Annotated in this window: 18 protein-coding genes; 14 read left to right on the top strand and 4 right to left on the bottom strand. The window is 60.7% G+C overall.

Going from position 1 to position 19,649, the window contains the following annotated elements; all coding sequences use genetic code 11:
- Nucleotides 1-99 precede the first annotated feature (99 nt).
- The 9 genes from HGO40_RS14590 to fapF all read left to right on the top strand — a co-directional run bounded on the left by HGO40_RS14590 (nt 100) and on the right by fapF (nt 8,475).
- The gene (locus tag HGO40_RS14590) at nt 100-1,734 is read left to right on the top strand and encodes a methyl-accepting chemotaxis protein (protein ID WP_250963563.1); all 1,635 of its coding nucleotides are present in this window, start codon (nt 100-102) and stop codon (nt 1,732-1,734) included.
- A gap of 228 nt (nt 1,735-1,962) precedes the next feature.
- The gene (gene pnuC / locus HGO40_RS14585; protein ID WP_250963562.1) at nt 1,963-2,526 is read left to right on the top strand and encodes a nicotinamide riboside transporter PnuC; all 564 of its coding nucleotides are present in this window, start codon (nt 1,963-1,965) and stop codon (nt 2,524-2,526) included.
- Nucleotides 2,523-3,047, top strand: a complete 525-nt coding sequence (locus tag HGO40_RS14580; protein WP_250963590.1) for an AAA family ATPase — start codon at nt 2,523-2,525, stop codon at nt 3,045-3,047. The genes pnuC and HGO40_RS14580 overlap by 4 nt, the downstream gene beginning before the upstream one ends.
- 310 nt (nt 3,048-3,357) lie before the next feature.
- Nucleotides 3,358-3,804 (top strand): functional amyloid chaperone FapA, encoded by a 447-nt coding sequence (gene fapA / locus HGO40_RS14575; protein ID WP_250963561.1) that lies wholly within the window; start codon nt 3,358-3,360, stop codon nt 3,802-3,804.
- 1 nt (nt 3,805) lies between these two features.
- Nucleotides 3,806-4,399: a fibril amyloid subunit FapB gene (fapB, locus tag HGO40_RS14570; RefSeq protein ID WP_250963560.1), complete on the top strand. Its 594-nt coding sequence runs from the start codon at nt 3,806-3,808 to the stop codon at nt 4,397-4,399.
- Between the two features lie 62 nt (nt 4,400-4,461).
- A complete protein-coding gene (gene fapC / locus HGO40_RS14565; RefSeq protein WP_250963559.1) occupies nt 4,462-5,427 on the top strand; it encodes an amyloid-like fimbrin subunit FapC in 966 nt (321 codons plus the stop codon).
- A 235-nt stretch (nt 5,428-5,662) separates the two neighbouring features.
- Nucleotides 5,663-6,343 (top strand): fibril amyloid maturation endopeptidase FapD, encoded by a 681-nt coding sequence (gene fapD, locus HGO40_RS14560; protein ID WP_186707659.1) that lies wholly within the window; start codon nt 5,663-5,665, stop codon nt 6,341-6,343.
- 58 nt (nt 6,344-6,401) lie between these two features.
- Nucleotides 6,402-7,148, top strand: coding sequence for a fibril amyloid subunit FapE (fapE, locus tag HGO40_RS14555; RefSeq protein ID WP_250963558.1), 747 nt, complete (start codon nt 6,402-6,404; stop codon nt 7,146-7,148).
- A gap of 46 nt (nt 7,149-7,194) precedes the next feature.
- The gene (gene fapF, locus HGO40_RS14550) at nt 7,195-8,475 is read left to right on the top strand and encodes a fibril amyloid transporter FapF (protein WP_186707657.1); all 1,281 of its coding nucleotides are present in this window, start codon (nt 7,195-7,197) and stop codon (nt 8,473-8,475) included.
- A gap of 159 nt (nt 8,476-8,634) precedes the next feature.
- On the opposite strand, the gene HGO40_RS14545 is transcribed toward fapF, so the two are convergent.
- Nucleotides 8,635-9,960 carry a sigma-54 dependent transcriptional regulator gene (locus tag HGO40_RS14545; protein WP_250963557.1) on the bottom strand — a complete coding sequence of 442 codons (1,326 nt, stop codon included), beginning with the start codon at nt 9,958-9,960 and terminating at the stop codon, nt 8,635-8,637.
- Nucleotides 9,961-10,301: 341 nt separating this feature from the next.
- On the opposite strand from HGO40_RS14545, the gene HGO40_RS14540 reads away from it, so the two are divergent.
- The 3 genes from HGO40_RS14540 to nhaB all read left to right on the top strand — a co-directional run bounded on the left by HGO40_RS14540 (nt 10,302) and on the right by nhaB (nt 13,639).
- Nucleotides 10,302-10,568 carry a hypothetical protein gene (locus tag HGO40_RS14540; protein WP_013693488.1) on the top strand — a complete coding sequence of 89 codons (267 nt, stop codon included), beginning with the start codon at nt 10,302-10,304 and terminating at the stop codon, nt 10,566-10,568.
- 184 nt (nt 10,569-10,752) lie between these two features.
- Entirely contained in the window at nt 10,753-12,042 is a 1,290-nt protein-coding gene (locus HGO40_RS14535; RefSeq protein WP_250963556.1) for a hypothetical protein, read from the top strand.
- 94 nt (nt 12,043-12,136) lie between these two features.
- Nucleotides 12,137-13,639, top strand: a complete 1,503-nt coding sequence (gene nhaB / locus HGO40_RS14530; RefSeq protein ID WP_250963555.1) for a sodium/proton antiporter NhaB — start codon at nt 12,137-12,139, stop codon at nt 13,637-13,639.
- Nucleotides 13,640-13,806: 167 nt separating this feature from the next.
- On the opposite strand, the gene HGO40_RS14525 is transcribed toward nhaB, so the two are convergent.
- Genes HGO40_RS14525 through gnd form a run of 3 tightly spaced genes read right to left on the bottom strand, consistent with a single transcriptional unit; the run spans nt 13,807 to nt 17,143 of the window.
- Nucleotides 13,807-14,625 (bottom strand): HAD family hydrolase, encoded by an 819-nt coding sequence (locus HGO40_RS14525; protein WP_250963554.1) that lies wholly within the window; start codon nt 14,623-14,625, stop codon nt 13,807-13,809.
- Complete coding sequence (zwf, locus tag HGO40_RS14520; protein ID WP_250963553.1) at nt 14,622-16,142, bottom strand: glucose-6-phosphate dehydrogenase; 1,521 nt, start codon at nt 16,140-16,142, stop codon at nt 14,622-14,624. Before zwf ends, HGO40_RS14525 begins: the two co-directional genes overlap by 4 nt.
- Nucleotides 16,139-17,143 (bottom strand): phosphogluconate dehydrogenase (NAD(+)-dependent, decarboxylating), encoded by a 1,005-nt coding sequence (gene gnd / locus HGO40_RS14515; protein WP_353050730.1) that lies wholly within the window; start codon nt 17,141-17,143, stop codon nt 16,139-16,141. Before gnd ends, zwf begins: the two co-directional genes overlap by 4 nt.
- Nucleotides 17,144-17,395: 252 nt before the next feature.
- Here gnd and HGO40_RS14510 point away from each other — a divergent pair, with 252 nt between their 5' ends.
- Nucleotides 17,396-17,569 carry a DUF6026 family protein gene (locus HGO40_RS14510; protein WP_013693491.1) on the top strand — a complete coding sequence of 58 codons (174 nt, stop codon included), beginning with the start codon at nt 17,396-17,398 and terminating at the stop codon, nt 17,567-17,569.
- Between the two features lie 329 nt (nt 17,570-17,898).
- Nucleotides 17,899-19,638, top strand: a complete 1,740-nt coding sequence (locus HGO40_RS14505) for a phosphoethanolamine transferase CptA (RefSeq protein ID WP_250963551.1) — start codon at nt 17,899-17,901, stop codon at nt 19,636-19,638.
- Nucleotides 19,639-19,649: the final 11 nt, after the last annotated feature.

Genomic DNA, 19,649 nt, shown 5'->3' with positions numbered 1-19,649 from the left:
CGCTGCCGCGTTATGACCCAGGTCAATCATCAATAGCCGCCAGGCGCTAAAGTGCCGCCCGTCGTTAATGACAAGAATAAGAAACCGGAGTGACAGCGTATGAATAGCTTGCGCAGTGTGTCGATCAGCCGACGCTTGTGGCTCATCCTGGTGGTGGCCATCGTGATGTTGTTCACGCTCGGCGCCTTTATGCTCAAGCAGATCCACACGGATCTGTATCAGGCCAAGGTGCAGAAGACCCAGCATGTGGTGCAGACCGCCAGCGGCGTATTGAGCTACTACCATGGGCTGGAAACCGCCGGCACCCTGACCCGCGAGGCGGCGCAGAAGCAAGCCCTCAGCGCGGTGCGAGGCCTGCGCTATGACCAGAGTGACTACTTCTGGATCAACGACCTGACGCCGGTCATGGTCATGCACCCGACCAACCCGAAGCTTGAAGGCCAGAACCTCTCGGCGATCCGCGACCCGAACGGCTACGCGTTGTTCAACGAGATGGTCGCCATCGCCAAGGCCAAGGGCGCCGGCATGATCAACTACCTCTGGCCGAAACCGGGTGCCGAAGCACCGGTCGGCAAGACTTCCTACGTCAAGTTGTTCGAACCGTGGGGCTGGATCATCGGCTCAGGGGTTTACATCGATGACGTGCAGGCTGAGTTTCAATCCCAGATGATCAAGGCCTCCTTGATCGGCTTGGCAATTACCGTGCTCATGAGCCTGTTCTTGACCTTGATCGTACGCAGCATCGTCCGCCCGCTCCAAGAGACCGTCAACGCCATGGCCAACATCGCCAGCGGCGAGAGCGACCTGACCCGCACCCTCGACACCCACGGCCAGGACGAAGTCACCCAACTGGCCCGGCATTTCAACGCCTTTACCGCCAAACTGCGCCAAGTGGTGAGCCAGTTGCAGGCTTCGGCCAGTGAGCTGGGGCAATCTTCCAACGAACTGGGCAACGACGCGGCTCAAGCCCAGGAACGCAGCCAGCAGCAGTCGCAACAAATGGAACTGGTGGCCACCGCGATCAATGAAGTGACGTATGGCGTGCAGGACGTGGCCAAGAACGCCGAGCACGCCGCCAGCGAGATGCGCGACGCCGAATCCCAGGCCCAGCAAGGCCAGGTCAACATCGACGGCAGCTTGCAGCAGATCGATCGCCTGTCCCAGACCATCGACCAGGCGGTGGAAGTGATTCGCACCCTGGCCAGTGAAAGTACCCAAATTGGCAGCGTGTTGGAGGTGATCCGCTCCATCGCCGAGCAGACCAACCTGCTGGCCCTCAACGCTGCGATCGAAGCCGCCCGCGCTGGCGAGCAAGGCCGGGGCTTTGCGGTGGTCGCCGATGAAGTGCGACTGCTGGCCCAGCGTACGCAGAAGTCCACCGCTGAGATCCAGTCGATGATCGAGCGCCTGCAAACCCATTCCGAAGCCGCCGTGAAAGTCATCGGCGACAGCAGCCGTGCCTCGCAACTGACCATCGAACAGGCGGGTCTGGCCGGTGCCAGCCTCAACGCCATCGGCCAGGCCCTGCGCAACCTCAACAGCCTGAACGCCTCCATTGCCAGCGCCACCCTGCAACAGGCCCATGTAGTAGAAGACATCAACCAGAACGTCACCCAGGCCGCCGGGCTGTCCCACAGCACCGCCATGGCCGCCGAACAGTCCAGCCAGGCAAGCAGTCGCCTGAAGGCGCTGAGTGAACAGCTTAACGGGTTGCTCAAGCAGTTCCGGGTCTAAGGGCTGTCAGGCGCCTAAAGGGGTTGATGCACACTAGAAACTGTTGTGATTCACTGTGGCGAGGGAGCTTGCTCCCGCTTGAGTGCGCAGCACTCACAAAAAAGGGCCGCTACGCAGCCCAACGGGAGCAAGCTCCCTCGCCACGGGCTCAACCAACAATGGTATTGGAGCTCTCCACGCCATAGCGTTTACAATCGCCGCCCTCTCCTCTTTCCCCAAGGAACCGCCATGTCCGGGCTTGAACTGTTTGCCGCAGCCCTCGGCGTGATTGCTGTCTGGTTGACCGTCAAGCAGAACCCCTGGTGCTGGCCGATCGGCCTGGTCATGGTGTTGCTGTACAGCTGGATTTTTTTCGAGGTGAAGTTGTACTCGGACATGCTGCTGCAGGTGGTCTACGCGGTGTTGCAACTCTACGGCTGGTGGCAATGGACCCGCGCCGGGCGCAATCATGATGGGCGCCAGGTCAGCCGCCTCGGTGGGCCATCGGTGGTGCTCGGCCTGGCCATCGGCGCGGCGGGCAGTCTGCTGTTGGGCGCCGCCATGGCCCACTGGACCGACGCCGCCCAGCCCTGGCTCGATGCCGCGCTCACTGGTTTCAGCCTCGTCGCTCAATGGTGGATGGCGCAAAAACGCGTGCAATGCTGGCCGTTGTGGATCGTCCTGGACGTGATCTTCGTCGGCCTGTTCATCTACAAGGGCTTGCACCTGACCGCCGCGCTTTACGCCCTGTTCACCCTGCTGGCCGTGCAAGGCTGGCGGGAATGGCGCGCCGACCCGGCCCTGCGCGCATGAAGGTGGTGGTCCTGACCGGCCCGGAATCCAGCGGCAAGAGCTGGCTGGCTGCGCAACTCCAGGCACATTTTGGTGGCGTGCGGGTGGACGAGTACGTGCGCCATTTCATGGAACAGACCCAGCGCGATACGTGCCTGGCGGACATCACCGACATCGCCTCCGGCCAGTTGGCCTGGGAAGACGAGGCACGAGCCCGCCGACCCTCGCTATTGATCCTCGACACCCACCTGTTGAGCAACATCCTCTGGAGCCAGACCCTCTTTGGCGACTGCCCGGACTGGCTCGAACCGGCGTTGCTGGCCCGTCATTACGACTTGCACCTGCTGTTGAGCCCCGAGCAGGTCGAATGGACTGGCGACGGTTTGCGTTGCCAACCCGAGCTGGAAGAACGACTGGCATTTTTCGACGCCATCGAGGCGTGGCTGAGTGGACATCGGCAACCGTTCCAGATCATTCGAGGCAACTGGGCGCAACGCCAGCGGCAAGTGTTCGCGGCCGTCGCCCAACTGACCGCAGGATGATTTGTCTCACGTTTGAAACATCACGCTCGCGGCAAACCCGGATCCAACATCGTTTCAGATGATTGTCATCAAGACTGTCAAGTCACTGAAACACCCACCCAAAAACCTGGATCCAGAGCCCTGGAACAGCGTGCAGCCGGTTAGCCATCATGTGCGTTGTCTCAGCGCTGAAACAGGTTTCTTCCCCCGCTGCGCGCGCCTGAACCCAACTTGTTGAATTCACAGGCAATTCAAAACCCGGCACAACACCTGCTCTTCCCCACTTCGCAACGCTGACTAGGGCCAGCGTACCGAAGAAGGAATCGATGCCATGGGGATGTTCGACAGGGGTGTGACCTGCCTGCTATTCATCGGCTGCGCCGTCGGCGCAACGTTCAGCCTCCCCGCGCAGGCCGAGGGCAACGGCGTCATCGTACTCCACCGTGACGTGCAACCCATCGCAATCGGTCGCAACGGCGGCAAAGACCCCTACCCGACCACCGTCACCGCCAACCCCTCCGAACGCATCAACCAGGCGACCAATAGCACCGAACTGAGCGATGGCGAATTCGCCAGCGTGGCCAGCGGTTCGTCGATCCGCAACATCGTCACCCCCAATACCGGCGTGCAGGGCCTGAACGTGGTCACCAACCCCAACGGCATGCCGGGCATGAATGCCGGCCACGGTGGCGGCAGCGGCGGAGCGATCTCTGGCACCATCAACCGCTCGCTGAGCTCCGGCCTGGCCCCGCTGGGCCGGCTGGCGGGAGGTCAGTGACATGAAACCCGTCCTGTTTCTACTCGCCCTGGTCATGCTGTCCCTGCTCAGTTCTTTCACCGCATTTGCCGATTCGGGCATGGCGGTGGTCAGCACCGCCAACCTGCAGGAATCCGGCAGCCAGTACACCGGCAACTTCAACGTCAACCAGGCGGCTGGCGACCAGATCCAGCAAACCAACACCCGGGCCATTGCCATTGGCAGCCACGCCCAGGCCAGCACCCGCGTACAGCAAAGCGTCGACACCCAGGCCAACCCCTCCATGAACGCCACCGCCCGTATCGGTGGCCACTCCTTTACCAACGGCAACGGCGTGCTGGGCGTGAACCAGTCCGCCGGGGCCAACAACCAGATGGCCAATGTCATGCGGGTGAGCATCAGTGCCCATCCGCAGAGCATTGACGACAGCGCCCTGTCCCAACAGAACGTGGCGTTGCTACCGAACTCAGGCGCAACTGGCGCCCCAACCGGCAGTCGCCAGGTCGTTACCAGCGACCAGGCCTTCACCGGCAGCCGAGGGGTGATTCAGGTGAACCAGAGTGCCGGGGTGGGGAACCGCATGGCTAACACCCTGAGCATCCGGGTCGCTGACTGATCCGGCGCAGTGGGCATAAGAAAGTACCAACACTTAACCAACGACACGCAAGGAGAAACATCATGAAACCTACAATGGCACTCAAACCATTGGTTTTCGCTCTCGCCGCTGTCATGGCAATGGCTGCACAGGCCGATGGACGTGGCAACGGTAACGGCCACGGCAATCAAGGCCCAAGAGGTCCCTCGTTTGAGCAGTTGCTCTCGATCACGGCCGGGGCTGGTGCGACCGTACTGGATGTGCAGAACAGCGATGGCAACATCGTAACCAACCAGGCCACCCGCAACACCGCTGAAGCCACTGATTCGCTCAATGGCAGCAACGGCAACATGGGCGCCAACATCGCGGGCGGCGACGGTAACCAGCAAGACAACGCCGCCGCGCTGGCCACCGCTGACGAAAGCTTCATCTTCGGTTCGGCTGTTGCTGTTTCCAGCGCCACGCAAGTCAATAGCAACAACTATGTCAAAAACAACTCGACTCAAAACAATGCCTCGCTCACCAATGCCGGCAACGATGGCTCCGGTAATATCGGCATCAACGTGACCGCTGGCAACTTCAACCAACAGAAAAACAACCTGGCCATTGCCGTATCGGGTGGCCGTGTCGCAGAAGCTGCCGCTTCGGCCGATCAGTCCTCCAGCGGCCTTGTGGTGGACAACAAAGGCGTGCGCACCTACAAGACCGATACCCTTACCAGCACCTCCCGCGCCTCCGGCACGTTCAAGGCCAAAGGCACCGGTACCGTCGAAGACGACGGCGGCTGGGGCAACAAAGGTGGCTACGGCGGCGGCCACGATGACGACAAGTTCAAGTTCTCCGCCGTGGGGACTTTCGAACTGGCCGGCAGCAACACCCAGCAGGTGCTGACCCGCGACGGTTGGAAAAACCCTGTGATCAACAACGCCACCATGACCAACTCCATGAACGGCTTCTCCGGTAACGGCGGCGCCAACGTGTCGGCGGGCGTGGGCAACCAGCAAAGCAACTCGCTGTCCATCGCGGCGGGCTGCAAGGCTTGCATGTAAGCGCGGGTGAAACGGAGCCCCGGTAACAGCAATGCTGTTCCCCTAGGGTTTGGATGAATCTTGTGGCGAGGGAGCTTGCTCCCGCTCGGTTGCGCAGCAACCGCAAAAACCTGGGGCCGCTCCGCAGCCCAGCGGGAGCAAGCTCCCTCACCACGGACGTATTTCAATGCTCTAGACGAACAGTGCCGCTGGGAAACGGGGCTTTTTTCCCGGATGTCCATCAGGCGTATTGATCATGCGTGTCACTGCCGTTTCCCTGTTGCTCTGCCTGGCCTGTATGGCCGAAGCGGCGCAGATGCCGGTCGCTGCCCTGCCTGGCGGCATGCTGGTCTACAAACCGGTACAAAGCGTACGCGAGCGCAAGTTCAGCGACATCGTCGAACAGAAAACCGACTTCAGTTGCGGCGCCGCCGCGCTGGCGACGGTGCTACGCCAAGCCTATTGGCTCGACGTCGATGAAGAGCACGTCATCAAAGGCATGCTGGTCAATGCCGACCATGACCTGGTTCGCACCCAGGGCTTTTCCATGCTGGACATGAAGCGCTACGTGGAAACCATCGGCATGCGTGCCCGAGGCTACCGGATACCGCCGGAGAAACTCGAAGCGGTGACGATCCCGGTGGTGGTCCTGATGGAAATACGCGGCTACAAGCACTTCGTGGTATTGCAGCGAGCCGACAAGCAATGGGTCTACATCGGCGACCCGGTGCTGGGGCACAAACGCTATTCCCACGATGAGTTCGTCAAAGGCTGGAACGGCATCGTCTTCGCGATCGTCGGCCCGGGCTATGACAAGACCAATGCCCTACGCAGCCCTCCTCAACCCCTGACGGCCCGTAACAAGCTGGACGGTTTCAACCCGGTCAGGGATGCGGAACTGATGGATTTCGGCTTCATACAGAGCGACTTTTTCTAATCGCCGATCACTGCCAACAATAAGTACAAAAAGGAGCAGGACGCTCCGGGAGCAGCACATGAAAACTTCACACTGGCTGTCGCTGGCCTGCCTGCTCGCGACCGCCTCGGGCTATGCCCATGCCGGTTTCAAACCCATCGAGGTCAAGGACGAGGAGCTCGCCGAGCTGCGCGGTCGTTATGTCATGCCCGGCCGCGTCATCAGCTTCGGCATCGTCATGAGCAGTACTTGGCGCAACGCCAGCGGCGACCTGATCGGCGCCAGCAGCACCATGCAAATCCAAGCCGCCACCGTCAAACCCGAGTTCTATGTCTCCACCATCAAGCAAACCGGTAACGGCAACGTGCCGGAACAGGGCAGCGGCAACATTACCGGTGGCGCCGGCCTTGGCACGAGCCAGGGCGTGACCCAGAGCGTGCGTGCCGCCGGCGACGGCAACACGGCCTACAACAACGTCAACATCAATGTGAAGGAGAGCAACCAGGCGCCCGCGCTTGTCCCCTCCCAAGGTCAACTGTTGACCAAGGGCCAGACCATCAGCGGCAGCAATGCCGCCGGCAGCGTCGCGGTCACTGCCACCGGCAACGGCGTGCAGATGGCGATCCAGGCCAGCCACAACCAGGGCGGCACCTTGCAACAAGTGGCCCAGGGCGGCTTGCTGCAAAACACCCGCCTGTTGGGCAACAGTAACCTGGTCAACAACATGACGCAGCTCAACGTGGTGCTGAACAACAACGGCCCCAGTGCCGGCGCATTGGACTGCAACCTGACCCAACTGCGCGGCCTCCGTAACCTCGGTTATTGAACTACGCTGGTTTCCGATCATTGGGCAAATAGGGACGGCATATTTCATGTATCGATCCGTATCGTTGCGCGCTGTGATGTGTTTAAGCACGTTATTCCCGGCGGCCGTATTACAGGCGGCCCCGGATGCCGAAATAGAAGCCCTGAAACAGCAGCTTCTAGAGCTCAAGCAACGATACGAGGTCCAGCAAAAGGCCTTGGCGGTGCTCGAGCAGCGGGTTCGCCAAGTAGAGGACCAACCCGCCGCGCCACAACCCAAGCGCCTGGCCAAATCCCCGGCCGACATGAAAGGCAACCAGACCGCCGGCGGTGCTGCGACAACAGCGGGCGGCAGCGGCTATGGGCAATCCCTGGCCGACGATTCCCAGCCGGCCCAAAGTGTCTCCAACCTCTATGACGAGGCCAGCGGCTTCTTTGGCGGCGGCAAGTTCAGTTTCGAGACCGGCGTGACCTATTCGCGCTATGACACGCGGCAACTGATCCTCAACGGCTTCCTGGCCCTGGATTCGATTTTCCTGGGCAACATCAACCTCGACCGGATCAAGGCCGACACCTGGACGCTGGACCTCACCGGTCGCTACAACTTCGACAATCGCTGGCAGTTCGACCTCAACGTGCCGGTGGTCTACCGCGAATCCACCTACCAGTCAGGCGGCGCGAACAACGGTGCGGCCGGGGTCACCAGCGAAGAAACCGTGACCCGCGACCCGACCATCGGCGACGTCAACTTCGGCATCGCCTACAAGTTCATGGATGAGTCGATCAACTCTCCGGACGCGGTGGTCACCCTGCGGGTCAAGGCCCCCACCGGCAAGGACCCGTTTGGTATCAAGCTGCGCCAATCCCAGGCCAACACCAACCTGTTCGTGCCTGACGACTTGCCCACCGGTAACGGCGTCTGGTCGATCACGCCCGGGCTCTCGCTGGTCAAGACCTTCGACCCAGCCGTCCTGTTCGGCAGCCTTTCCTACACCCATAACCTCGAAGAGTCATTCGACGACATCAGCTCCACGGTCAACCAGAAGACCCCGGGCAAGGTGCGGATCGGCGACAGTTTCCAGATCGGCGCGGGCGTTGCCTTTGCGTTGAACGAGAAGATGAGCATGTCGTTCTCGGTCTCCGACCTGATCCAGAAGAAAAGCAAGCTCAAGCAGGACGGCGGCGACTGGGAATCGGTGACCTCCAGCGACGCCAACGCCGGTTACTTCAATATCGGCATGACCGTCGCCGCGTCCGACAACCTGACCATCGTGCCGAACCTGTCCATCGGGTTGACCGACGATGCGCCGGATTTCACCTTTAGCCTGAAATTCCCATACTACTTCTGATGCCCTTAAGGGTATGTGATGAGCACATACCCCAAGGGCACTGCAAAACTACTGTGGGAGCGGGCTTGCTCGCGAAGGCGGAGTGTCAGGTTAATCAATATCACTGACACACCGCCTTCGCGAGCAAGCCCGCTCCCACAATGTTGTGTGTAGGCAGCTCTAGCGAATCTGGTGTTTATGCAGCAGACGATAGAACGTCGGCCGGGACACGCCCAATACCCGCGCCGCCACGCTCAGGTTGTCACTGTGACGGTTGAGCACATCGCTCAGGGCCTGGCGCTCGGCGCGGGTCTTGTAATCCTCCAGCGTCCCCATCGGCGCCGCAATACCCTGTTGGCTGGCCAGGCCGAGGTCCCGGGCTTCGATCTGGCGCCCTTCGGCCAGCACCAACCCGCGACGGACGCGATTGGCCAACTCCCGCACGTTGCCGGGCCAGTCGTGCATGCCCATCGCCACCAGGGCATCGTCACTGAAGCTGCGGGGACGACGGCCGGTTTCCCGGCTGTAGAAATGGGAAAAGTGACTGGCCAACATCGCCAGGTCGCCATGGCGTTCGCGCAAGGGTGCCATGACCCCTTGCAACACATTCAAGCGGTAATACAAGTCCTCGCGAAATCGCTTGTGCTCGATGGCCGCCTCAAGGTCCACATGAGTAGCCGCCAAGACCCGCACATCGACGGCGATCGGCTGGCTGCCGCCAACCCGCTCAATGTGTTTTTCCTGGAGGAAACGCAGCAAGTTGGCCTGCAACTCCAACGGCAGGTCGCCAATCTCATCGAGAAACAGCGTGCCCCCATGGGCCGCCTCGATCCGGCCAATCTTGCGTTGGTGAGCGCCGGTAAATGCGCCCTTCTCATGACCGAACAATTCGGACTGGATCAAGTGCTCCGGAATGGCGCCACAGTTGATGGCGATGAACGGCTTGTTGCGCCGATGCGACTGGCAATGCAGGGTGCGCGCCACCAGCTCCTTGCCGGTGCCGCTCTCACCGCGAATTAACACGGGCGACTCGGCCGGCGCCAACTTGCTCAACAACTTGCGCAGTTCGCGAATCGGCTTGCTGTCGCCCAGCAGTTCATGTTCGGGCTGGTCGATATGAATCGAGCCCTGGCCCCGCAGGCGCGCCATGCCAAACGCCCGGCCCAGGGTCACCTGGACCCTGGACACGTCAAAAGGCAAGGTATGGAAGTCAAAAAACCATTCGCAGACAAAATCACCGACGTTTTGCAGGCGCAAGACTTCCTGGCTGAGCACGGCGATCCACTCCGTGCCGCTGCGGCTGATCAATTCCTTGACCGCTTCCGGGCGCTCCAGGTGAAACGGTTGCAAGCGCAGCAGACCGACGTCACAGGTCCGATCGCCGGCGTGTTCTAGGGCGCAACTGTCCACATCCCAACCAATGCTGCGCAGCCCTGGCAACAGGCGATGACAATCGTCGCAGGGATCAACCACGAGCAGACGACGTGACGTACTGGCTTCGATCATGACTGATCCTTGGCGCCAAAATAAGGAAATATGATTAGAAACAGTCGTTTGGCAAACCTGCATGTAACAGTAGCAAGAAGTTGACGCGCCCTTGTATCAATTGATTATCGAGATCACGTTAAAACGGTTATAAGCGAGCGTTTCGTTAGTTGTCACAGGTGTTTTTCTTTCAGGGTGCTTTCAAACAAAAGTGCAAAAGCCTGGTCTGAAAGAAAATCGAAATTTATTTAAATAATGTGTGACCCGCCTACGGGTTCGGGACATCAGTACAAGTAACCAGCCGCACGGTACGCCCAACCGACGGCACATCATTTGTTTGGGCACACTGAAGAGAAAACGCCATGAACGCCCCGCTCCGTATCAACGAAGCTCTTTTGATTGCCGACCGCGCATTCCGTCCTTTCCAGTGCGTGGCCTGGGCTCCACAAGATGGTAACGGTGAACTTAGCCTGACCGTCATCGACCGTACCAATACCCATATTGGCCGCACCCAGATTCCAAGCAGCGCCTATACCGACCCGGTCCAACTGGCTGATCTGTTGAAACAAGCCCGTGCTGAATTGAGCCAGGAAGGCTACACCCTGCAGTCCTGGTCGATGCCTGAATAAAACGCCGGCCAAGCCTGTTATCGATTGCAGGCTTGGCATTGGATTGTAAAGCCATCGTTATGGCACGCATCGCCCCTGTATCTGCAGGACCTGACAGTTGTGCATTGTCACATTCAGGGATTGAATGTTGCCCTCATGCAGTCATCGCCCGTTCCGGACGGTCGACACGCAAGGAGAGGCAAGCATGCTCGATCAGTTCGCGTTTGTACTCCCCCAGGTCATGGCCCACGCCGGGCAACTTGATCCAGGCTTTGCCGCCAACGGCAAAGCCTGGGTTCATTTCGAAGACAGCACCTCAAGCCTGATCACCGGATTGACCCTCGACCGTGTCGGCCGAATCCTGGTCGCGGCCAGGATCGAGACGGCCCATGGCAGCCGGTTCGGTCTGGCGCGACTCAACCATGACGGTTCGATCGACCAGGGTTTCGGTACCCGCGGCTGCGTGATCGGCGCGTTTGAACACGGCTTCGAAGCGACGGCAGGCAAAGTGATCGAGCTGCCCGACGGACATATCCTGCTGTCCGGCCTGCACTACGAAAACAACGAACACACCCTTCCCGCCCTGGCGCTGTTCGATCCGCAAGGCCGTGCTGTCCAGAGCTTCGGCAACGCCGGCCGGCACATCATCCGGCTCTGTGGCAATCTCTCCCAAGGCCTGCGCGATCCCTGGCTGCCGCCCGGCGTGCCAGGTCTCGAGGCCTGCGACATGCAAGTGCAGGCCGATGGCCGGATCCTTTTGCTCGCCAACCATCATTACCAATTGTCCGACCATGTCGGCGTACTGATCCGGCTCCTGCCGGACGGGGCCTTGGATACCTCGTTCAACGGTCGTGGTTTCGTGATGGTCCGACGCTTGTTGAAAAATACCTGGCTCGGCTGCCTGACGCTTCAGGCTGACGGCCATATTGTCGTCGGTGGCGCCATCGACCTGCCCCAACATGGCTTGATAGCACGCTATGACAGCAGCGGCAGGCTCGATGACAGCTTCGGCGAAGAGGGCTTCCTGTCCATCCTGGCCCAGGGTCACAGCGCGATGATCAGCCAGATCGTCGAGGATGGGAACGGTGATCTGCAGGCGTTCGGCAGCAGTCGCGATCCGATGCATAGCCTGTCCCTGAAAGTACGTCCGGACGGCAAGCCGGACCGTCATTGCAATCAGGGCCAGTGCCGGCTCATGGCGATCGGGCGCAACGCCAGCCAGTGGACCGCCGCCCAGCTTCAAGCGGACGGAAAGCTGGTCACCGCCGGCGCCACCATCGGCGGTATCGAGGCCGACTTCGTGCTTGCCCGGCATTTGCCGGATGCCAGCCTCGACCCGGATTTCGGCCAGGGCAAGGGCTGGGTTCGCACGCGACTCGGCTACAGTCTGGACACCGCCACCGCCGTGGCGGTGCAGGCTGACAGCAAAATCCTGGTGGGCGGCTACTCACTCCAGGGTCATTATCGAGCGGTGGTTGCGCGTTATTGGGCCTGAGTCAGATTGTCGCGGGCGAACGGTATTCATCCTACGCTTGATATTCCTCATTTCTTACGGCAAGTTGCGCGCTTCTAATTAAAAGGAGCAGCCAATGTCCGGTCCAATGGCTAAGGCTTTCGCGCATAACTTTCTGGGGAATTCCCCGCGTTGGTACAAGGCGTGCATCATCACTTTCCTGATCCTCAATGCCGTGGTGCTGTGGACATTGGGCCCAGTCGTTGCAGGCTGGATGATCGTGCTGGAGTTCATCTTCACCCTGGCCATGGCCCTTAAATGCTACCCGCTGATGCCCGGCGGCCTGCTGATGGTCGAAGCCCTGGCGCTGGGCATGACCACCCCCAAGGCACTTTACGACGAATTGCTGCATAACTTCCCGGTCATCCTGCTGCTGATGTTCATGGTGGCGGGGATCTATTTCATGAAGGACTTGCTGCTGTTCCTGTTCTCGCGCCTGCTCCTGGGTGTGCGCTCCAAGGCCATCCTGGCCTTGATGTTCTGCTTTCTCTCGGCGTTCCTGTCGGCCTTCCTCGATGCCTTGACCGTCACGGCAGTGATCATCAGCGCCGCCGTGGGCTTTTATTCGGTGTATCACCGCGTGGCGTCGGGTAACGACCCGCGCCAGGACAGCAGCGTCGACGAAGACCACGATTTGCCTTCGCTGCACCAAGGCGACCTGGAGCAGTTCCGAGCCTTCCTGCGCAGTCTGCTGATGCATGGCGCCGTCGGTACGGCGCTGGGTGGCGTCTGCACCTTGGTGGGCGAACCCCAGAACCTACTGATCGGCCATGAGATGGGCTGGCATTTCGCCGACTTCTTCCTGAAAGTCGCGCCAGTATCGCTGCCAGTACTGGCGGCCGGACTGGTGACCTGCGTAGCGCTGGAAAAGCTGCGCTGGTTCGGTTATGGCACGCTGTTGCCGGACAATGTGCGCGCCGTGCTCGCCGATTATGCCGAGCAGGACAATCTGGAGCGCACGGCTCGTCAACGCGCGGCCCTGATCGTCCAAGGCCTTGCCGCACTGATCCTGATTGTCTGCCTGGCCCTGCACATTGCCGAAGTCGGCCTGATCGGCCTGATGATCATCGTGTTGATTACTGCCTTCACCGGCATCACCGACGAACATCGGCTGGGCAATGCGTTCAAGGACGCCATGCCATTCACGTCGCTGCTGGTGGTGTTCTTTGCGGTGGTGGCGGTCATTCACGACCAGCAATTGTTCACACCGCTGATCCAATGGGTCCTGGCCCTGCCCGCCGACCAGCAGCCTGGCATGCTGTTCATCGCCAACGGCCTGCTCTCGGCCATCAGCGACAACGTGTTCGTGGCGACCATCTACATCACCGAGGTCAAGCAGGCCTTCGTCTCCGGTCACATGAGCCGTGAACAGTTCGAGACCCTGGCGGTGGCTATCAACACCGGCACCAACCTGCCGAGCGTCGCCACACCCAACGGCCAGGCGGCTTTCCTGTTCCTGCTGACCTCGGCGATTGCGCCGCTGATTCGCCTGTCCTATGGACGGATGGTCTGGATGGCATTGCCCTACACCGTGGTGATGGGTGGTTTGGGGTGGTATGGGGTGACGTACTGGTTGTAGAAATACTGCTGAGAAGAAGCAAACCAGTGGCGAGGGAGCGTGCTCCCGCTGGGCTGCGCAGCAGCCCCAAGAAAGCACTGACACCCGCGGCGTGTCAGGCGAAGACAGGGGGCGCTACGCGCCCCAGCGGGAGCAAGCTCCCTCGCCACAAAGACCCGGACAGCTTATTACAGGAGGATGTAGCGCTCGATCGCCAAGGCCGCGCCGTCTTCGGTCACGGCGGCGGTCACGACATCGGCCTGGCGCCTGATCGCCTCTTCCGCCTGTCCCATGGCAATCGACAATCCCGCCCGGTGAAACATCGCCGGGTCATTGCCGCCGTCCCCCATCGCTGCGGTCTGCTCCAGCGGCACCCCCAGGAACTCGGCCAGCGTCGACAATGCCTCGCCCTTGTTCGCCTTCATCGCCGTCACGTCGAGGTAGATCGGTTGCGAACGCGACACCTGGGCCTGGCCCTTGAGCAGCGGGTGCAGCCGAGCCTCCAGTTCCACCAGCAGGTCGGTGTTGGCGCTGGTGGCGACGATCTTGTCGATCCGCTCCAGATACGGCTCGAAACTCTCGACTTCTACCGGCGGATAGCCCAGGCCGCGGGTCTCCACCGGCACCATCGGGCCGTTGGCGTCGCGCACCAGCCAATCGCCATCGGCGAAAACCCAGACCTCGATGCCAGGCTGATCGGCGTACAGCGCCAGCGTGGCCAGCGCGGCCTCGGGCGGCAGGTAATGGACCGCAAGGAAGCTGCCGTCGGGATGAACCAGCGTGCCACCGTTGAACGCCGCCGTAGGCAGGTCGACGCCCAGGGCCTCGATCTGCTGCAACATGGCCCGCGGCGGTCGCCCTGTGGCGAGGCTGAACAGCACGCCGGCCTCACGCAACGAGCGAACCGCTTCAATGGTGCGCTGGTTGAGACTGTGATCAGGCAGCAGTAGCGTGCCGTCCATGTCGCTGAGTAAAAATCGGATGGGATGCTTCACCAGATTACTCATCCGAGGCCATGCCAGACGCGACTGTCGCGGGTCAGCAAGTCATCGGCCGCCGCCGGGCCATCTTCCCCGGCCTTGTAGGGCTGGACCGTCGCGTCCTGTTGCCAGGCATCGAGGAACGGCTGCACGGCGCGCCAGCCGTTTTCGATGTTGTCGGCGCGCTGGAACAGGGTCTGGTCGCCAGTCAGGCAATCGTAGATCAGGGTCTCGTAACCCGTGGATGGCTGCATTTCGAAGAAATCCTTGTAGGCAAAGCCCAATTCGATATTGGCCATGTCGAGGGCCGGCCCCGGGCGCTTGGCCAGCAGGTCGAACCACATGCCTTCATTGGGCTGAATCTGGATTCTCAAGTACGTCGGTTGCAGTTCGTCGACTTCGGTGTCGCGAAACTGCGCGTAAGGCGCCGGCTTGAAGCAGATGACGATCTCCGTGTCCCGCACGCTCATGCGCTTGCCAGTGCGCAGGTAAAACGGCACGCCCACCCAGCGCCAATTATCGATCATGACCTTGAGGGCGACGTAGGTCTCGGTGTTGCTGTCGGCAGCGACGTTGGCTTCCTGGCGATAACCGGTCACGGCCTTGCCGCCGATTTCACCGGCGGTGTATTGGCCGCGGATCGAGTTGGCGCGGGCCTGTTCCACCGACCAGGGCCGGATCGCCCCGACGACCTTGGCCTTTTCCCCACGTACCGCGTCAGCACCAAACGCCGCTGGCGGCTCCATGGCCACCATCGCCAGCAATTGGAAAAGATGGTTCGGCACCATGTCCCGCAGGGCGCCGGTGTGTTCATAAAGACTGCCACGGGTTTCCACGCCGACGGTTTCGGCGGCGGTGATTTGTACGTGGTCGATGTAGTGGTTGTTCCAGAACGCCTCGAACAGGCTGTTGGAGAACCGACTGACCAGAATGTTCTGCACCGTCTCCTTGCCCAGGTAGTGGTCGATGCGATAGATCTGTTTCTCGCTCATGACCTTGAGCAGGCAGGCGTTCAGCGCTTCGGCGGTTTGCAGGTCGGAACCGAAGGGTTTTTCGATCACCACCCGCCGGAAAGCCCCCTCCTGCTCCTGAAGCAGCCCGGCCGCACCGAGGCGGCTGACCACTTCACTGAAAAAGCGCGGCGCGGTCGCCAGGTAGAAGACCGCGTTGCCGGTGCCGCTGGCGGCGATTTTTGCCGCCAGCGCCTGGTAGGTGCCGTCATCGAGAAAATCACCCTGGACGTAGCTGATGCCCTGGGCCAGCTTGGCCCACAGCACCGGGTCGAGCGCGCGGTCGGCATCACCGCCCTTGCTCGCCGCTTCGTTGCGGATGAAATCCTCGAGTTTCTTGGCAAAATCCACATCGCTGATGGCGTTGTGGTCAACCCCGATGATGCGCAGCCCATCGCCCAGCAGACCGTCGCGACTGAGGTGGTATAGCGCCGGCATCAGCAGGCGCTTGACCAGATCACCATGGGCGCCGAACAAAAACAACGTGGTCGGCGGCGCGGGTTCTGCTTTGGATTTGCTGGCGATCGAGGTCATTTTTTCGGCGTCTCCACGTGGCCGCCAAAGCCGAAGCGCATGGCCGAGAGCATTTTGTCGCCGTAGGTGCTTTGCTGGCGCGAGCGGAAACGTGCGAACAGCGACCTGGACAGGACCGGCACCGGCACCGCTTGCTCGATGGCGGCCTCGATGGTCCAGCGCCCTTCACCGCTGTCAGCGACTTCGCCGGAAAAACCCTCCAGTTTCGGATCGCTGGCCAAGGCGTCGGCGGTCAAGTCCAGCAACCAGGACGAGACCACGCTGCCACGGCGCCAGACTTCGGCGATATCGGCCACGTTCAGGTCAAAACGCTGCTCCGGTGGCAGGCTTTCGCTGGATTTGGTCTTGAGGATGTCGAAGCCTTCGGCGAAGGCCTGCATCATGCCGTACTCGATTCCATTGTGGATCATCTTCACGAAATGCCCGGCACCGGCCGGGCCTGCGTGGATGTAGCCGCGTTCGGCGCGGTCATCGTCGGATGTGCGGTCACGGGTGCGCGGAATGTCGCCCATGCCCGGTGCCAGGCTGTCGAACAGCGGGTCCAGGCGCTTCACCACCTCGGCCTCACCGCCAATCATCATGCAGTAGCCGCGCTCCAGGCCCCAGACACCGCCGGAAGTACCGACATCGATGTAGCTCAGGCCTTTTTCCGACAGGGCCTGGGCGCGACGGATGTCATCCTTGTAGTACGTGTTGCCACCATCAATGATCACGTCGCCCGGCTCAAGCAGCTCGCTGAGGACGTTGATGGTGTCTTCGGTGGGTGCGCCGGCCGGCAGCATGACCCAGACCGCTCGTGGCTTGTCCAGGCCGGCGACCAGTGCCGGCAGGTCCGCGACGCCCGTGGCGCCCTCCTGGCTCAGGTTTTCGACAAAAGCGGTATTGCGGTCATAGACGACGGTGGTGTGCCCATTGAGCATCAGGCGCCGCGCAATATTGCCGCCCATGCGGCCCAGTCCAATGATCCCGAGTTGCATGTGCTGATGCTCCCTACTACAAATAAAGGTGTGTCAAAGGTTTAGCTCAAGGTGACTTGTGGAGGTTAGTCCAGAGCATTGCTGCATAGTTTCCGGGTAAATCGCCCGATCACAAAGGATAACGTTCAAAAACCGGCCGAAGACACGGCGACCATGAAAAATAAAAAAGTTCCATTCACGAGCAAAAGTATTCAGAATCGGCGCCGATAAAGAGGTGTCGACCAAAAAAACTGGCGACATCTCTCTAGTTGATGTACGCCATTTGCGAGGTGAGCAATGGGCCCAGTCGTTACCGCACGTCCCCCCCAAACCCTTTATGTGACCATTCGTCGCGATGAATTGCGCCTACTCAAGGAAGAACGCGATCTACTGCTTGATGAAGTGACGCAACTGCGCATGCAGCTGCAACACGCACAGCTGTCCCACCAGAGCCAGTCCCTGGCTCGGTAACCGCCCCAGAGGGTAGGAGCTGGCGAAGCCTGCGATCTTTTGATCTTGATCTTTCGCTTGAGACTCAAGTGTCTGGGATAAGATCGCAGCCTCGTTGCACTCGACAGCTCCTACATAGCTCCTACAGGATCAAGCCCCCTGCCACAGGATGGGGCGCCTCCCGCCTGCCTTGATTGCCTGATTCACCCCCGCCTGCGTTTTGTAACCGAAAAACTAACAAAGTTTTCACAACCGGCTCGTAATACTCCCCGCCTTTAAGATTGCTCGGCGTATGCCTGCGGCCACCAGTCCGGTGCCAGCAGCTTCGTCGACAGAGGCTGGAGCGCTTGATGAGCTTGTTCAAACGCAGCAAAACGACTGCGAAAGGTTTCGACTGGGCCGGATTCGGCTGGCTGTTTCTGTTCTTCTGGTACTTCTCAGGTATCACCCAACTACTCATTCTGCTCAGTGACACCTCGGGTTTCGCCGGCTTTCGCCAAGCGTTCGTGATGAGTGCGGTGTGGCTGGCGCCCCTGCTGCTCTTCCCTGCCCGTACGCGCTTGCTGGCTGCATTGATCGGCGTGGTGCTGTGGGCCTGCTCCATGGCCAGCCTGGGCTACTTCTTCATTTACCAGCAAGAATTTTCCCAAAGCGTCATCTTCATCATGTTCGAATCGAACGTGTCTGAAGCCGGCGAGTACCTGACCCAGTATTTTGCCTGGTGGATGGTGGCGGCGTTCCTGGCCCATACCGCCGTGGGTTATTGGCTCTGGACCCGCCTGCGCCCGGTGTACCTGCCCCGGCGCCAGGCCGTGGTTGTCGCAACCGTCATCGTGCTCGCCGTGGTCGGTTATCCGCTGGTCAAGCAGACCCTGCGCACCGGCAGCTTCGCCCGTGGCCTGGAGAAGTTCGAAAACCGGATCGAGCCGGCGGTGCCCTGGCAGATGCTGGTGGCCTACCGTCGCTATGGTGAGCAGTTGGAAAACATGCAAGGCATGCTCCACAGCGCCAGCAAGATCCCTCCCCTGAGCAACCTCAAGGACGGCATGGCAGAACAGCCGGCCACCCTGGTGCTGGTGATCGGCGAATCCACCAATCGGCAGCGCATGAGCCTCTACGGTTACCCGCGGGAAACCACACCGGAGCTGGATAAGCTCAAGGACCAGCTGTCGGTGTTCGACAATGTCATCACCCCGCGCCCCTATACCATCGAAGCACTGCAACAGGTGCTGACCTTCGCCGACGAACAGAACCCGGACCTGTACCTGAGCACGCCTTCGCTGGTGAGCATGATGATGCAGGCCGGCTACAAGACTTTCTGGATCACCAACCAGCAGACAATGACCAAGCGCAACACCATGCTCACGCCCTTTTCCCAACAGGCCGATGAACAGGTGTACCTGAACAACAACCGCAACCAGAACTCCGCGCAGTACGATGGCGACGTGATCGAGCCGTTCAACAAGGCCCTGGCCGACAGCGCGCCGCGCAAGCTGATCGTGGTGCACCTGCTCGGCACCCACATGAGTTATCAATACCGGTACCCGCCGACGTTCAACAAGTTCACTGATCGCCAGGGCGTACCGGCGGGCCTGCGTGATGATCAGGTCCCGACCTACAACAGCTACGATAACGCGGTGTTGTACAACGACTTCGTCGTCTCCAGCCTGATCAAGGATTACGCCAGGACCGACCCCAACGGTTTCCTGCTGTACCTCTCGGACCATGGTGAAGACGTGTTCGATTCGCAGGGTCACGGCACGCTGGGCCGTAACGAAGCCAAGCCGCCAGCGCCGATGTATACCATTCCCTTCATGGCCTGGGCTTCGCCCAAGTGGCGCGAAAACCATGACTGGAACTTTGCCGGCGACCTGTCACGGCCCTACAGCAGCTCGCACCTGATTCACACCTGGGCAGACCTGGCCGGCCTGAGCTTCGATGAACTGGACCGCAGCAAGAGTCTGGTCAGCGATGACTTCAAGGCCCGTCCGCTGCTGATCGGCAATCCGTATGAAGCCCCGCGCAGGGCGCTGATCGACTTCAGCCTGATGCAGCCAAAGGCGCCATTGGCTGAAGTGGTACAAAAATAACCGCACCCCAC

Source organism: Pseudomonas sp. CG7 (genome assembly GCF_023701885.1).
Taxonomy (GTDB): domain Bacteria; phylum Pseudomonadota; class Gammaproteobacteria; order Pseudomonadales; family Pseudomonadaceae; genus Aquipseudomonas; species Aquipseudomonas zanjanensis.
The sequence above is the reverse complement of the archived record's forward strand: the minus strand, read 5'-3'. Positions and strand labels throughout refer to the sequence as shown.

Excerpts from the sequence above, each read along its gene's own strand:
- HGO40_RS14590 (WP_250963563.1), top strand. The coding sequence starts at position 100 with ATGAATAGCTTGCGCAGTGTGTCGATCAGCCGACGCTTGTGGCTCATC.
- pnuC (WP_250963562.1), top strand. The coding sequence starts at position 1,963 with ATGTCCGGGCTTGAACTGTTTGCCGCAGCCCTCGGCGTGATTGCTGTC.
- HGO40_RS14580 (WP_250963590.1), top strand. The coding sequence starts at position 2,523 with ATGAAGGTGGTGGTCCTGACCGGCCCGGAATCCAGCGGCAAGAGCTGG.
- fapA (WP_250963561.1), top strand. The coding sequence starts at position 3,358 with ATGGGGATGTTCGACAGGGGTGTGACCTGCCTGCTATTCATCGGCTGC.
- fapB (WP_250963560.1), top strand. The coding sequence starts at position 3,806 with ATGAAACCCGTCCTGTTTCTACTCGCCCTGGTCATGCTGTCCCTGCTC.
- fapC (WP_250963559.1), top strand. The coding sequence starts at position 4,462 with ATGAAACCTACAATGGCACTCAAACCATTGGTTTTCGCTCTCGCCGCT.
- fapD (WP_186707659.1), top strand. The coding sequence starts at position 5,663 with ATGCGTGTCACTGCCGTTTCCCTGTTGCTCTGCCTGGCCTGTATGGCC.
- fapE (WP_250963558.1), top strand. The coding sequence starts at position 6,402 with ATGAAAACTTCACACTGGCTGTCGCTGGCCTGCCTGCTCGCGACCGCC.
- fapF (WP_186707657.1), top strand. The coding sequence starts at position 7,195 with ATGTATCGATCCGTATCGTTGCGCGCTGTGATGTGTTTAAGCACGTTA.
- HGO40_RS14545 (WP_250963557.1), bottom strand. The coding sequence starts at position 9,960 with ATGATCGAAGCCAGTACGTCACGTCGTCTGCTCGTGGTTGATCCCTGC.
- HGO40_RS14540 (WP_013693488.1), top strand. The coding sequence starts at position 10,302 with ATGAACGCCCCGCTCCGTATCAACGAAGCTCTTTTGATTGCCGACCGC.
- HGO40_RS14535 (WP_250963556.1), top strand. The coding sequence starts at position 10,753 with ATGCTCGATCAGTTCGCGTTTGTACTCCCCCAGGTCATGGCCCACGCC.
- nhaB (WP_250963555.1), top strand. The coding sequence starts at position 12,137 with ATGTCCGGTCCAATGGCTAAGGCTTTCGCGCATAACTTTCTGGGGAAT.
- HGO40_RS14525 (WP_250963554.1), bottom strand. The coding sequence starts at position 14,625 with ATGAGTAATCTGGTGAAGCATCCCATCCGATTTTTACTCAGCGACATG.
- zwf (WP_250963553.1), bottom strand. The coding sequence starts at position 16,142 with ATGACCTCGATCGCCAGCAAATCCAAAGCAGAACCCGCGCCGCCGACC.
- HGO40_RS14510 (WP_013693491.1), top strand. The coding sequence starts at position 17,396 with ATGGGCCCAGTCGTTACCGCACGTCCCCCCCAAACCCTTTATGTGACC.
- HGO40_RS14505 (WP_250963551.1), top strand. The coding sequence starts at position 17,899 with ATGAGCTTGTTCAAACGCAGCAAAACGACTGCGAAAGGTTTCGACTGG.